The sequence below is a fragment of the Bacillus sp. AFS073361 genome (assembly GCF_002567005.1).
Classification (GTDB): domain Bacteria; phylum Bacillota; class Bacilli; order Bacillales; family Cytobacillaceae; genus Neobacillus.
In genome coordinates this window covers 16,679-29,630 of sequence record NZ_NUZU01000004.1, presented here as the reverse complement: position 1 = coordinate 29,630, position 12,952 = coordinate 16,679, and the positions used below count along the sequence as shown (strand labels likewise).

The following is a 12,952-nucleotide window of genomic DNA, read 5'->3' as shown; positions in this document are numbered from 1 at the left end:
TAACAGATATTCATAATAAAAAATATATCAGGAGAAGTTTATGTATCCTACTGTTAATCAAAATATTGTGATTGATATAAAAAGCGAAAGTCGGACGTGCCGATCGATTGTTGCGGAAATTGGGGAGAAGGAAATTCTAATTGGCTTCCCTATAGATGGAAATAAAATAGGGATGCTGCCCGAGGGAACGAAAATAGAAGTCACCTTTATTGCTAAAGAAAATCAATTTAAGTTCCAATCGGAAATTAAGGGTAGAAAAAAAGATATTATCCCATTATATCGAATAAGCAAACCACATGAAAAAGAGATTATAAAGATTCAACGAAGAAATAATTTTCGTGTGAATAGCAATTTACGGCTTACTATTAACGAAGTCGAGCTAAACACGATCAATATTAGCGCAGGCGGTGTGTTGTTCAGCTGTCGGTCGGATTTCCTTATACAGGAGGGAGAATTCGTTAAGGGGATATTGCATGTCCCGAGTGCAGCAAAAAAGGAAGTAGACTTCATTCCGTTTAAAGGCCAAATCAAACGAATCAAAACAGTAGAAGACCAAGAGAGAAAGAATATTGGGATGGAGTTTGTTGAGGTCGAAGAGCGAGATCAAATGAAAATTATTCAATATTGTTTTCAAAAACAAAGACAAATGCGATAAGACAACATGAAAAAAATAAAGTAAAAACCTGGTGAGCCCTCTTTGAAGAAAGAGGGCTTTTCGTATAAATAATGATTTTGTATATGTTTGATAAATAAAAAATGTTGTCAATTATTTGAAAACAATGTAATATGAAGAAAAAGTCGAATTCTTTTTATAAAAACAGAAAAATTTTTAGTTTTTTCGATAGATACCCACAAAAAAATATGATAAAAATCGTATTATATGATAAAAATTAATATTGATTATATAAAGAAATTTGGAAAATAATCAAAAACGCATTTACATTAAACAAAAAACAAAATTATTTTCATTTCTCGTGTCCATTTTAGGAGGGTATTCTCATGAGTTTAAAATCTGCACTATTTGAAATTAAAGAAACAATAATGAATCAGGAAATAGTATCTGAGGATGATTTCATTCATGCTTTGGAATCTAAACACAATTTAAGTGATGGAACATTAATTTTTTACTTCAATAGTTTGATGCTTTTAAACATCAATAACAAAGAGTATGCAAATCAGTCTTTAGATGATTCCAAAAAAGTTAATCGTAAATGGACCAAAATTGAAATAGAGTTTATGTTTCAATATATTAAGGAACGTCAAGAAGAAGGTGCCCTAAATATCACAGAGATTTTAGAGGAAGTAGCACAACTTTTAAATCGCGGGTATCAGTCTGTTAACTATAAATATTATTCCCTGGTAAAGGAAAAAGATAAAACCAACCAGGTAAAGCAAAATGACTTTCAGTTTACCACGATATCTCAAAATGAAATCCCTGTTGTGTCGACTGAAGTCATCAAGGATACGCCGCCGGCCGCCCCACAAGTGAAGGAGATGAACCCTTCACAAGATGATAATTTGCTTGATATTTTGTCAGGGTTAATCACAAATGTACAACGACTTCCCGGTATTAATTTAAATGAACTTCTTGGTAGCTTATACCAGTTAACAACCATGGCTATCCAGAATCAGGACGCAGTTCAACAGGTCGAGAGTATGAGATCGGAAGTTAATCTCGAAAAGGAAACGTTGAGAGAGAACTTATTGAAGAAAGAACATCAATTAAAGCAGGAAAAAATCCGGAACGATGCATTACAATTAGAGGTAACTAAGTTGGCACAGGAAATTAGAGCGTTTAACCAGTTAGGAGATGCTGCAAAAGTACAAAATCTGAAATCTTATAATCAAAGGCTTAACTACATCATTGATGGTTTTGGGGTAGTCGTTCAAGTAGCATCAAAATAAAAAAGTTATTCCACACGGAATAGCTTTTTTATTTTGGAAACAATATAGAGACAAAAATTAATCATTCAATGATCTATTTCTGCTATTTCTTTATTTTGAATCAGACAGTGGGACTATCGGATTTTTGGAGTGCAATTATTCTACTATCTAGGAGCTGACTTAAGCTGAGTACGTCTGGATGACTGATCCCTTTCTCGGATGCCGTTTTTATTAGTTGACTCCTAATAACTTCTATCTCTAGCTCAAGTAAATGCCTATTATATCGCTTCATTTTGACCACCTGCATTTCCCTACTTTGTCTCTTTTTGACATTCTCTTTGATATAAATATATAGTAAATCCATTTTTATGACTATATATCAAACACAAATAAAATCAAATTTATTTTCCCTCATTTCCTTAACTTTTTTTCTGTTTATCCGATAATCAATAAAAGCAGGAAAAGGAGGATGTGTATGGAGGTACCAAAAATTCCTTCTATTCAAAATCACGCTGCTTCAGATCAACGCGAAAATCAAACACCCAAAGAGCAAACTCCAGTAGTGAACCGATCTGAACAACAAACGGATAAACAGTTAGAAGATACAGTGAAACAACTGAATGTACTGGCCGACCAATCACAGTTTTTTTTGAAATTCACATTACATGACAAATCAGGAGAATATTTTGTCAAGGTGATTGATTCAAAAACGAACGAAGTCATTCGAGAAATTCCCTCCAAGAAGATGTTAGATTATTTTTCAGATATGAAAAAATTTTTAGGAATAATTTTTGACAAAAGTATATAAACCGGTACTGTGTATAAAATTTCTTCTGACTAGTCCTAGTATCATGGAAAGGGGTAAATAAAATATTTATGGCTATAAACAATCCTTATCGAACCTATCAAAAACAAGCTGTTACTACTGCAAAACCGGAGGAATTAACCTTCATGTTATACCAAGGAATGGTCAAATTCATCCGATTGTCTAAAATGTCACTTCAAAATAAAAATATCGAAGAAGCTCACAGCTATAACTTAAGAGTCCAAGATATTTTGAGTGAGTTAATGGTAACCTTAAAACAAGGAAACACCATCGCTGATCATTTGCTACCGATATATGATTATATGAAATATCGGCTAATTGAAGCCAATCTTCATAAAAAGCTAGACCTATTAGAAGAAGTGGAAGGTTATGCTGTGGAATTATCTGAAACTTGGTCTGCAGCAATGAAAGTAAATAAAACAAATAACTAAGACTGGGATACGAATGGAAGAATTAATTAAATCGATTTATAAAATAACTGTAGATTTGATACGTATACTCAATGAAGAAAATTATCAGGAGTTTGAGAAACAGTTGAATGATCGAGACTTCTTAATGAATAAGGTGGATATCTGGAGGGCAGAACAACCGCTTTACCAATATACCCCAAAAGAAAAACAATTGTTGGAAGATATACTTCGCCTTGATGAGCAGTTCATTTCTATATTAAAAGGGAACCTAGATAAGACGCGAACCTTATTAAATCAAATAAAAAACAAAAAAATGGTCTCTAAAAAGTACCACCCTTATATGAAACAAACAAATGGTGCATTTTTAGATGCGAGAAAATAACTACGAATAGGGAATTGCGTGAATACACACTTCGGATAGTGCGTGGCCACGCATTTTTTTTATGTCCGTCTAGTTTATTTTTTGCGTGAGTCCGTACGGATTTTTCGGTTAAAAAAGTTAAATTATCGTATAAAATAACCATATGAATTCCAAGGTTGATAGTTATTTATAATTACGGATGGATGATTTTATTCTGTTCTCTCTGGTTTCTTATTTTTATCAAGGGTAGAACATAAATATTTTTTACATTTAGGTACGGAGAGGAAGACAGATATATATATGATGCATCAACAAGTGATGACAGACGAAGGATTGGATAGTAAGGTTTATGATTTTATGGAGTATAAAAAGAAGAAGCCATTCTATTTGAAGCCTATTAAAATAACGACATTAAATGAAACTTATCATATGGTGAAAAATGTAGTTTTTCAGGGGAAACAGATTCTTGCACTGAAAACAGAACAGGATCCCAACACAGTCGTTTTAGTAGAAGCAATAATTGAAGACGGCCACCTTATAAATTTATCTATGCTATCAGATGAATGTATGGAAGACGTTAGCAGGATGTTAGTAGGAATCATTTAATATTATTTAGAAGCCGATTCAACGTACCATCAAAAACTATATAAACCAATATTTAATGGGGGATCACCAAATAAATTGCGTGATCCCGCATTTTTTGTCGATTTAGTTTTGAAAATTATTTTTTACTGATTGTTTTTGATAAATTTTTGTTACAACCCATGAATAATTTTTTGCATAAGGAAGAAAGGATGTTTTCGATTGATTCTAGGTGATAATTGGTTTACACAAACCATGCTTATTAATACACTGTCCCGAAATGAGACATTACGTTCTCAGTTGGTGCCAGCCAGTTCAAAGAACGATCATCTTTTTGCTACAGTCCTAAGTCAATTAATGAAGCAAAAGGAAATACAAATGACAGTACCGCAGCAGATTCATTCTTTTGTACCAAATTTTGATAATGTTTTACCCCCCTCTATATATAATTCCAGTATACCCTTGAACAATAATGAACCATTGCGATTTCAATCTATAAATGCAGAAAAATTAAACCAAGTGTTGGAAGGGAAATTAAATGGGATGGGGGATGCTTTTATTGGCGCCGGGAAGCGATTTAATATTAATCCTGCATTACTGGCAGCTATCGCACAACATGAATCAGGCAATGGCAAATCCCGTGCAGCGAATGAAAAAAATAATATCGCTGGAATGATGGGTGCAACAGGTTTGAAATCTTACTCGAAGGTTGAAGACAGCATTATGGATATGGCACGCAATTTAAGTAAGAACTACCTGGGATTAGGATTATCCAATATAGCTAAGATCGGCGCAAAGTATGCCCCTATCCACGCGAAAAATGATCCCACTGGTTTAAATAACCACTGGGTAGCTGGAGTGACCAAGTATTTTGAAGGCTTAGAAGGTGATAAGGTTTGAAGAGAAATTCATTCGCAAAATGGTTGACAATACTTCTAAAAAGGAAAAAGAAATGGAACACAAAAATACCTATAGCCTAATAAACATACCAACTACGCTGAATCAACAAAAAAATGTGATTGTAATAGGGATCATGTTATTCCTTTTATTTATCATAGTGATTCCTTTTGGTACGTTTCAAATGACTGAGATCAAACCATTTCTGCCAATTTTTATTGCTTGGATATTTTTTGCCGAATTGATTACGTCCTTTTTACTCTATAGTCAATTCCTGACTACTGGAAAACTTCCATTACTATTGCTAGCATCCTCCTTTCTATATTCCTGTTTGATTACGGTTCCTCTTATTTTGACTTTTCCGGGAGTTTTTTCGGAGTTTGGTTTGCTGGGTGCAGGGAAACAAACAGCTATTTGGTTATGGGTGTTTTGGCACGGGGGATTTCCTTTTGGTCTATTGTTATATGGGCTCACAGCTAGAAAAAAGATGGAATCGATGGGTCCAAAAAAAATTAGGTTGTCTATCTTATTGAGCGTTCTGATTCTGTCAGGACTACTATATTTAATCTTTTTATTGGCAACAAAATATCAGGCCGCTTTGCCTGAAATCATTAAACAGGGTGATTATAGATTCCTTATCACTTCAGGAATAGGTCCTTTTGTATGGTTGATCAATTTATCTGCCTTTTTCATCCTGGCTTTTTCATTTAAGGGTAGAGACGTACTTAATTTATGGTTAACCGTTTCTATGTTCGCATTTTTCTTAGATGTGACCCTAACTTTATTTGCGGGAGCACGCTATAGTTTAGGCTGGTATGCGGCCCGAGTTAATTCATTGCTCTCAGCAACCGTCGTGTTAAGCGCGTTTGTTTTCGAAATGAATCGGTTATATATCCAATTAGTCAGAAATCAAAATAAGCTTCGTGATTCTGAGTGTAAGCTTAAGGAGATGAATGAAAGACTAAAGCGGCTTTCTTCGCTGGATGGTCTTACGCAAATAGCTAATCGACGTTCTTTTGATGAAACGTTCTTAAAAGAGTGGAAAAGGGGGAATCTTGCCTCTACCCAGTTGTCGATGGTGTTATTTGATATCGATTATTTTAAAAAATATAACGACCATTATGGGCATCAAGGTGGCGATTACTGCTTAAAGGTTGTCGCTGCTGCCTTGGCCGAAAGTGTGCAGCGCCCAGAAGATTTTGTTGCCCGTTACGGAGGCGAAGAATTCGTCATTATTCTTCCCAATACGGATAGAAAGGGTGCCTTATACATTGCTGAGAGGATACGCCAAAGTATTGAGGATTTAAGGATTCCTCATCCTGAATCCACTGTAAGTGATTGGGTGACAATCAGTGTGGGAGTAGCAACATGCTTTCCAGGTGTGTCCAGAGCACATAAACTGATCGCTGATGCCGATAAAGCTCTGTACTCCGCTAAAAAAGAGGGAAGGAACAGAGTGAAGGTCTACTGAAAAAACGGAAAAACGTAATGCTATCGTGGATATGTTAAAAAAATTACCATCTTCTGTTAATACAAAAAAGTTGTGGATTTGTATTCCTTTTTTTAGTATATTGATTTATATTGAATTATTTTGATTGATAATCAGAAACTATCAAAATGATTAAAGTGGAAAGGAAGGGAATATATTGAACAATATTGGCCTCCTACAATCGGCATTAGATGCTTCCAGCTTACGCCAGCAGGCTATTTCTAATAATTTAGCGAATGCGGAGACTCCTGGTTTTAAAGCAAAACAAGTCTTGTTCGAGGATATATTAAAACAACACATATCCAATCAATCAAAATTTGTGGGATCGCGCACAGACTCCCGTCATTTGATGATTGGTCAACCCGAACAAATTCCTACTGCAAGAACGGTAGAAAATACGGAAACGGTCATGCAAAACAACGGCAATAACGTAGATGCCGACGGAGAAATGACAAACATGGGAAAAAATGCATTGTGGTATTATACGCTAACGGAACAAATGAATAGTGAATTTCAGCAATTGTCGATTGCGATTAAAGGAAGGAGCTAAGGAAGATGTTTGATTCGTTAAATATAAGTGCATCAGCCTTAACCGCTCAACGCTTACGGATGGATGTAAACTCCTCTAATATTGCTAACGCCTCGACCACTCGTGGAGCCTTAGTAAATGGGAAATGGGAACCATACCGCCGGAAGATGGTCGTGATGGAACCGAGAGAAAAAGCCTTTAATCAGGTTTTACAGGGAGAAATGCAAAAACAAACGCAGTCCCAAACAGGACTTCAAGGTGTAAGGGTATCTGGAATTGTGGAGGATCAAACACCGTTCAAGATGGTCCATGATCCTGCTCACCCTGATGCGAATGCTGACGGGTATGTGATGATGCCAAACGTCGATTTATCGAAGGAAATGGTCGATTTACTCGCTGCATCAAGAGCTTATGAAGCCAATGTCACATCGTTTAACACAGGAAAATCAATGATGTTAAAAGCTTTAGAAATCGGCCGATAGGAGGAATATAGATGCCCATTTCACGTATAGATAGCGGACCAATCAAAATTTATCAAAGTCCTTTTCAAAAAGTAGATGCTGATAAAACCAAAACTTCATTTGCAGGCTTGCTCCAAGGTTATATGGAAAATGTAAATACAACGGTTAAGCAAGCCTCTGATTTAACTACCAAAGCCGCAGCTGGGGAGATTGATAACATACATGATGTCACAATTGCTTCCCAGAAAGCAAAGTTAGCATTGGAACTCACGGTCGCTATTAGAGACAAGGCCGTTGAATGTTATCAGGAAATGATGAGGATGCAAATTTAAAGAAAATGGAATGCTGGGCAGGGTGAGAAATGAAACGATCATGGACAGATCAAATCAAAAAAACAATAGAACTCTTCAGTAACTACTGGAAGGCAAGAAGCATGAAACAAAAAGGACTTATCATAGGGATATTCTTACTCTTTTTTGTTGCTTTGTCTATCTTTATTTTTGTTGCGTCTCGCCCTCAATTTGTCCCCTTGTATACGGGTCAATTGACCCAGCGGGAAGTAGGGGATATAAAAGCAGAGTTGGACAAACAAGGTTTTACCGATTATAAGCTTTCCGAAGCTGGAACGATGTTGTTAGTTCCACGAAAAGATGCACCTGATTTAATCGTTACTCTTGCTTCAAAAGGGTATCCAAAAGACAACAAAATAAATTACGATATTTTTGGCCAAAATCTCTCATTTGGAGCAACGGATCGTCAGTACAACATACTTGAACGGGAAGCCATGCAAAATCAAGTGGCTGCAATCATTAGCCGGGTAGATGGAATCAAAAATGCAGAAGTCATTTTGACTTTGCCTGAGGATACTGTGTTTATCCGCCAAAATGAAGAGCAGCCAGCTAGCGCATCCGTAATGGTAGAAGTGGAGCCTGGGGTGCAACTTAATCCCCAGCAAATAAAGGCACTTTATACGTTAGTTTCGCACAGTGTACCGAAACTTCCAGAAGAAAATATCACCATCATGAACCAATATAGCGAGACATTGGCACGGCAAAATGCTGACAATGGGGATCAGTCACTGGATAAATATGACGAACAGCGAAAAATTCAACAAAATATAGAACGAGATATTCAACAGAATCTTCAAAGTTTGCTAGGGACCATCCTAGGAACCAATAAAGTGTATGTTCATACATTTGTCAAACTGAATTTTGATAAAGTCAAAACAGAAGAAAAATTAGTAAAACCGATGGATAAAAGTAATAACGGAATTGCTATTAGTTCTGAAAAATCCTCCAAAACATTCACCGGAAAAGGTTCAAGTCCCGGCGGTGTTGTCGGAACCGGCCCCAACGATGTTCCTGGTTATCCTGGTTCTAGCTCTAGTGGAGATAGTAATTACGAAGAAGCCCAAAATAAGGTGAATTATGAGGTCAACCGAATCAACAGCGAGATCATCAAAAGCCCATATCAAATAGATGATATCACGATAAATGTAGGTGTCGAATCCGACACAGCCTCCAATAAATTATCGAATGCGGCACAAGCTAATATTCGTAATATCGTATCTAATACCGTTCGTACGGCACTCGGGCACCCGAATTTAAACCAAACAGAGATTGATCAACGGATTACCGTATTCCCGCATAAATTTGCGAAGAACACTACTACGGTCAGCAACGGATCATCTAAATGGATGTATATCGTTGGTGGAGCAGCTTTAGTCCTGCTTTTGGTGGGCGGCCTGCTATGGTGGCTGGCACGTCGAAGAAAACAAAATCAATTAGAGTCAGAGGAAGATATGGCGTCTGCATCCGAAATGGAAGAACCGGACTATTTTGCCGAGCAGGATATGGGTGTAGAAAGTCAATTAAAGAAATTACTTGATCAAAGGCCGGATGATTTCTCTAAAGTAATAAGAACATGGCTAAATGAAGAGGAGGCGTAATTCCTATGGCAACAGCATTAAAGTTAACCGGAAAACAAAAAGCGGCGATTTTACTCATTTCGATGGGAAGGGAGGCCTCCTCTAAGGTCTTCAACCATTTGCCAGAAGAAGAGATTGAGCAGCTTACCCTTGCCATCGCTAATATTCATAAGGTTGATGGCAAAGAAAAAGAAGAAGTATTAAAGGAATTTCATGAAATGTGCATCGCCCAAGATTATTTAGCATCGGGAGGAATCAGCTATGCGCAGGATATATTGGAATCTGCGCTGGGCAAAGACAAAGCTAAAGATATTATTCAGCGATTAACGGCTCAGCTTCAGGTAAAACCCTTCGATTTTGCCCGCCGTATTGATGCTATGCAAATTTATCACTTCCTGCAAAATGAACATCCGCAAACGATTGCTCTAGTATTAGCCCATTTAGAGCCGCAACAGGCTTCAATGATTCTATCATCGCTCCCTAGTGAACTTCAATCGGACGTAGCGAGACGAATCGCGTTATTAGAACAAACTTCACCGGATGTGATTAAAGAAGTAGAAAATATATTAGAACAAAAGCTATCCGCCACTATTCGTCAGGACTACAGTGTGGTTGGAGGAATTGAATCAATCGTCAACATCCTAAACGGTGTAGACCGCAGTACGGAGAAGGGGATCTTAGATCATCTTGGGGTTCATGACCAAGAATTGGTGGATGAAATCAAAAAATTGATGTTTATCTTTGAGGATATCATTAATCTTGACCGAAGAGCCATCCAGCGTGTGATACAGGAAGTGGACAATCAGGATCTCCTCTTATCATTGAAAGCTGCTAGTCCTGAAGTTAAAAAAGTCATTTTGGAAAACATGTCCCAACGGATGGCCGAAACGTTCAAAGAAGAAATGGAATTTCTTGGACCGGTCAGAGTCAAAGATGTTGAGGAAGCACAAGGAAGAATTGTTTCTGTCATTCGCCGCTTAGAGGATTCTGGAGAGGTAGTTATTTCACGAGGTGGAACTGATGATGACATCCTATTCTAAAGTGTTTAAGGCTTCAAACCTTTCCTTATTGGAAGAAGTGAAGGTCATTACCCAGCCGTTTATTAACCGGAAAGATAACCAAACGGATGCAGAAGACCAGGAAGAAACACTCGAAGGTGAAGGGATTGATCAAGACCACCCATTGGTTCTTGAGGCAAAAGTACAGGCGCAAGCGATCATCGAAATGGCCGAGCAAAACGCCCGTTCATCTGAAAAGGCAGCAGAGGAAAAAATCAATCAATGGTGGGAAGAAAACAAGAAGAAGCTGGAAGACTTGTCTTCGGAAGCGAAAAAGCAAGGTTTTGACGAAGGATTTTTACTGGGAAAACAAGAGGCAGAAGACCTTGTTCAGCAAGAGTATCAAGGAAAATTAGAGCAGGTTCAAGACTTGCTGCAACAAGGCTATGACCAAAAGGAAGCAATTATCTCAGAAGCAGAACCGTTTTTACTTGAGTTAAGTACTGTTATTGCTTCCCAAATTGTGAAACAGGAGTTGCAGAGTAACCCTGACATTTTGGTGGAGTTAATCAAGCAGCACATCCTGCGCTTTAAAGAAAAAGAGTTTATTACGGTTTGTGTTCATCCTGATGATTTTGAATTTGTCCAAGCGCAGCGAGCACACCTGGTTGCTGTTGTTAATGGTGAAACAGAAATTAAAATCATACCAGACCATTCCGTTTCATCCCAAGGCTGTATTATTCGAACGGCATACGGCAGCGTCGATGCGCGGATCGATACCCAGATCGAAGAGATAAAAAAGGTCATTCTTGAGGCGGGAAGGGAGCCGGATAATGATTTTATCATCTGAAAACTATATTAAGCTTGTTCGTAGTATTGACCCGGTAAGAGTCAACGGGAAAATTACACAGATCATTGGGCTGACCATTGAATCTCAAGGACCAGATGTGCGAATTGGTGATTTGTGTTCGATTTATCCAGCGCAGTCCAATAGCCCTATTCAAGCAGAGGTTGTAGGTATAAAAGAAAATAAGGTGCTCCTCATGCCATTGGGTGAAGTTCGAGCAATAGGACCTGGCTGTGATGTTGTCGCGAGCGGCAAACCGATGATGGTAAAAGCGGGAACCCATTTGCTCGGAAGGATTCTAGATGGTTTAGGCCAGCCCCTCGACGGAAAGCCCATGCCACTAGGCCTAGAGGAAGTGCCTACACACGCGAACCCCCCTAATCCGCTCAGCCGGCCACGGATTCACTCTCCCTTAGGAGTAGGTGTACGAACCATTGATGGATTGTTAACGATGGGTAAGGGGCAAAGAATGGGGATCTTTGCCGGCAGTGGGGTTGGAAAAAGTACGCTTCTTGGGATGATCTCTCGAAATACGACAGCGGATGTAAACGTCATCGCTTTAATCGGAGAAAGAGGACGTGAAGTTCTCGATTTTATAGAACAAAATTTAGGAGAAGAAGGGTTGAAAAAATCTGTTGTCATTGTCGCAACATCCGATCAACCGGCCCTGATTCGAATTAAGGGTGCATTGACAGCGACTTCCATTGCTGAATATTTCCGAAATCAAGGAAAGGACGTTTTACTCGTGATGGATTCAGTCACTCGATTTGCAATGGCGCAAAGAGAAATTGGACTGGCAATTGGAGAACCTCCCACCACCAAAGGATATACTCCTTCAGTGTTTGCTATGCTCCCACAGCTATTAGAACGGGCCGGAACTGGACCTAAGGGGTCGATTTCAGCTATTTATACGGTTCTGGTGGATGGAGACGATATGAATGAACCAATTGCAGACGCCGTAAGAGGAATTTTAGATGGTCATATTGTCCTAAACCGTTCCATTGGGGGCAAGGGAATATTTCCATCCATTGATGTGCTGAACAGTGCAAGTCGGGTAATGAATGATATTACTTCGGATCAACATGCAAACGCAGCACGAAACTTTAAAAAGCTGCAGGCTGCCTTTAAAGAGGCAGAAGACTTAATCAATATAGGAGCATATAAAAAAGGCTCGAATCGAGACATCGATTTGGCGATCCGCCTAAAGCCGCAAATGGACCAATTTTTACGACAAGGAATCTATGAAACTTCTAATCTAGAGGATGTTGAATCCTTCTTAACTTCACAATTTGGAGACATGCGATGAAATTTAAGTTTTCTTTTCAAAAAGTGCTGGATTTTAAAGAAAAAGAGAAGGAAATAGCTCAGCAAGAGTATAGCACGATCAAACACAAGCAACTGGAACTACAGGAACAAATCGAAGGGCTAGAATTGGAAAAAGAGAAGGTTTTTAACCAATACAATGATGTCCATCGAAAAAGGGTATGGGAGATTTTAGAGGTTCAACAAGGAATCGATCATGTAAACCTGCAGAAGAAAAATTTGGAGGTTCAATCACAGCAAATTCATAAGGAAGTAGAGCAAAAACACCAGATGCTAATCGAAAAATCACAGGAAACAAAGATGTGGAACCAATGGAAGGCAAATTCAAAGGATGCTTTTCAAAAGCAGCTGGAACGAACAGAACAAGTCATGCTGGATGAAATCGCCGTGTTACGCTATTCCCGAAGGATATGAGGAG

At 38.2% G+C, this 12,952-nt stretch carries 17 protein-coding genes; 16 read left to right on the top strand and 1 reads right to left on the bottom strand.

Annotation, left to right across the window (positions count from 1 at the left end; all coding sequences use genetic code 11):
* Positions 1-40: 40 nt before the first annotated feature.
* Together COJ96_RS02150 and COJ96_RS02145 are read left to right on the top strand one after the other, a co-directional pair.
* Positions 41-655: a flagellar brake protein gene (locus tag COJ96_RS02150; protein ID WP_098571363.1), complete on the top strand. Its 615-nt coding sequence runs from the start codon at positions 41-43 to the stop codon at positions 653-655.
* A 344-nt stretch (positions 656-999) separates the two neighbouring features.
* Entirely contained in the window at positions 1,000-1,905 is a 906-nt protein-coding gene (locus COJ96_RS02145; RefSeq protein ID WP_098571362.1) for a hypothetical protein, read from the top strand.
* A 100-nt stretch (positions 1,906-2,005) separates the two neighbouring features.
* Here the strand turns inward: COJ96_RS02145 and COJ96_RS29540 are convergent, their stop codons facing one another.
* A complete protein-coding gene (locus COJ96_RS29540) occupies positions 2,006-2,176 on the bottom strand; it encodes an aspartyl-phosphate phosphatase Spo0E family protein (RefSeq protein ID WP_180229952.1) in 171 nt (56 codons plus the stop codon).
* A 183-nt stretch (positions 2,177-2,359) separates the two neighbouring features.
* Here COJ96_RS29540 and COJ96_RS02135 point away from each other — a divergent pair, with 183 nt between their 5' ends.
* From COJ96_RS02135 to fliJ, 14 genes are all read left to right on the top strand, one after another.
* Positions 2,360-2,692 carry a flagellar protein FlaG gene (locus tag COJ96_RS02135; RefSeq protein WP_180229951.1) on the top strand — a complete coding sequence of 111 codons (333 nt, stop codon included), beginning with the start codon at positions 2,360-2,362 and terminating at the stop codon, positions 2,690-2,692.
* A 68-nt stretch (positions 2,693-2,760) separates the two neighbouring features.
* Positions 2,761-3,141: a flagellar export chaperone FliS gene (gene fliS / locus COJ96_RS02130; RefSeq protein WP_098571359.1), complete on the top strand. Its 381-nt coding sequence runs from the start codon at positions 2,761-2,763 to the stop codon at positions 3,139-3,141.
* 13 nt (positions 3,142-3,154) lie between these two features.
* Positions 3,155-3,502: a flagellar protein FliT gene (fliT, locus tag COJ96_RS02125; RefSeq protein ID WP_098571358.1), complete on the top strand. Its 348-nt coding sequence runs from the start codon at positions 3,155-3,157 to the stop codon at positions 3,500-3,502.
* Between the two features lie 279 nt (positions 3,503-3,781).
* Complete coding sequence (locus COJ96_RS02120) at positions 3,782-4,087, top strand: hypothetical protein (RefSeq protein WP_098571357.1); 306 nt, start codon at positions 3,782-3,784, stop codon at positions 4,085-4,087.
* A gap of 198 nt (positions 4,088-4,285) precedes the next feature.
* Positions 4,286-4,963 (top strand): glucosaminidase domain-containing protein, encoded by a 678-nt coding sequence (locus COJ96_RS02115; RefSeq protein WP_257148388.1) that lies wholly within the window; start codon positions 4,286-4,288, stop codon positions 4,961-4,963.
* Positions 4,950-6,431, top strand: a complete 1,482-nt coding sequence (locus tag COJ96_RS02110) for a sensor domain-containing diguanylate cyclase (protein WP_098571356.1) — start codon at positions 4,950-4,952, stop codon at positions 6,429-6,431. Before COJ96_RS02115 ends, COJ96_RS02110 begins: the two co-directional genes overlap by 14 nt.
* Before the next feature lie 175 nt (positions 6,432-6,606).
* A complete protein-coding gene (gene flgB / locus COJ96_RS02105) occupies positions 6,607-6,999 on the top strand; it encodes a flagellar basal body rod protein FlgB (RefSeq protein ID WP_257148387.1) in 393 nt (130 codons plus the stop codon).
* 5 nt (positions 7,000-7,004) lie between these two features.
* Complete coding sequence (flgC, locus tag COJ96_RS02100; RefSeq protein WP_098571354.1) at positions 7,005-7,460, top strand: flagellar basal body rod protein FlgC; 456 nt, start codon at positions 7,005-7,007, stop codon at positions 7,458-7,460.
* An 11-nt stretch (positions 7,461-7,471) separates the two neighbouring features.
* On the top strand, positions 7,472-7,771 hold the full coding sequence (gene fliE / locus COJ96_RS02095) for a flagellar hook-basal body complex protein FliE (protein WP_098571353.1): 300 nt from the start codon (positions 7,472-7,474) through the stop codon (positions 7,769-7,771).
* 29 nt (positions 7,772-7,800) lie between these two features.
* Entirely contained in the window at positions 7,801-9,387 is a 1,587-nt protein-coding gene (gene fliF / locus COJ96_RS02090) for a flagellar basal-body MS-ring/collar protein FliF (protein WP_098571352.1), read from the top strand.
* 5 nt (positions 9,388-9,392) lie between these two features.
* Entirely contained in the window at positions 9,393-10,406 is a 1,014-nt protein-coding gene (gene fliG / locus COJ96_RS02085) for a flagellar motor switch protein FliG (protein ID WP_098571351.1), read from the top strand.
* On the top strand, positions 10,387-11,214 hold the full coding sequence (locus COJ96_RS02080; protein WP_098571350.1) for a FliH/SctL family protein: 828 nt from the start codon (positions 10,387-10,389) through the stop codon (positions 11,212-11,214). Before fliG ends, COJ96_RS02080 begins: the two co-directional genes overlap by 20 nt.
* The gene (fliI, locus tag COJ96_RS02075; protein WP_098571349.1) at positions 11,198-12,517 is read left to right on the top strand and encodes a flagellar protein export ATPase FliI; all 1,320 of its coding nucleotides are present in this window, start codon (positions 11,198-11,200) and stop codon (positions 12,515-12,517) included. Before COJ96_RS02080 ends, fliI begins: the two co-directional genes overlap by 17 nt.
* Entirely contained in the window at positions 12,514-12,948 is a 435-nt protein-coding gene (fliJ, locus tag COJ96_RS02070; RefSeq protein WP_098571348.1) for a flagellar export protein FliJ, read from the top strand. The genes fliI and fliJ overlap by 4 nt, the downstream gene beginning before the upstream one ends.
* Positions 12,949-12,952 lie beyond the last annotated feature (4 nt).

Excerpts from the sequence above, each read along its gene's own strand:
- fliF (WP_098571352.1), top strand. The coding sequence starts at position 7,801 with ATGAAACGATCATGGACAGATCAAATCAAAAAAACAATAGAACTCTTC.
- flgC (WP_098571354.1), top strand. The coding sequence starts at position 7,005 with ATGTTTGATTCGTTAAATATAAGTGCATCAGCCTTAACCGCTCAACGC.
- fliI (WP_098571349.1), top strand. The coding sequence starts at position 11,198 with ATGATTTTATCATCTGAAAACTATATTAAGCTTGTTCGTAGTATTGAC.
- COJ96_RS02145 (WP_098571362.1), top strand. The coding sequence starts at position 1,000 with ATGAGTTTAAAATCTGCACTATTTGAAATTAAAGAAACAATAATGAAT.
- COJ96_RS29540 (WP_180229952.1), bottom strand. The coding sequence starts at position 2,176 with ATGAAGCGATATAATAGGCATTTACTTGAGCTAGAGATAGAAGTTATT.
- fliG (WP_098571351.1), top strand. The coding sequence starts at position 9,393 with ATGGCAACAGCATTAAAGTTAACCGGAAAACAAAAAGCGGCGATTTTA.
- fliT (WP_098571358.1), top strand. The coding sequence starts at position 3,155 with ATGGAAGAATTAATTAAATCGATTTATAAAATAACTGTAGATTTGATA.
- COJ96_RS02120 (WP_098571357.1), top strand. The coding sequence starts at position 3,782 with ATGATGCATCAACAAGTGATGACAGACGAAGGATTGGATAGTAAGGTT.
- COJ96_RS02080 (WP_098571350.1), top strand. The coding sequence starts at position 10,387 with ATGATGACATCCTATTCTAAAGTGTTTAAGGCTTCAAACCTTTCCTTA.
- fliJ (WP_098571348.1), top strand. The coding sequence starts at position 12,514 with ATGAAATTTAAGTTTTCTTTTCAAAAAGTGCTGGATTTTAAAGAAAAA.
- COJ96_RS02150 (WP_098571363.1), top strand. The coding sequence starts at position 41 with ATGTATCCTACTGTTAATCAAAATATTGTGATTGATATAAAAAGCGAA.
- COJ96_RS02135 (WP_180229951.1), top strand. The coding sequence starts at position 2,360 with ATGGAGGTACCAAAAATTCCTTCTATTCAAAATCACGCTGCTTCAGAT.
- fliE (WP_098571353.1), top strand. The coding sequence starts at position 7,472 with ATGCCCATTTCACGTATAGATAGCGGACCAATCAAAATTTATCAAAGT.
- fliS (WP_098571359.1), top strand. The coding sequence starts at position 2,761 with ATGGCTATAAACAATCCTTATCGAACCTATCAAAAACAAGCTGTTACT.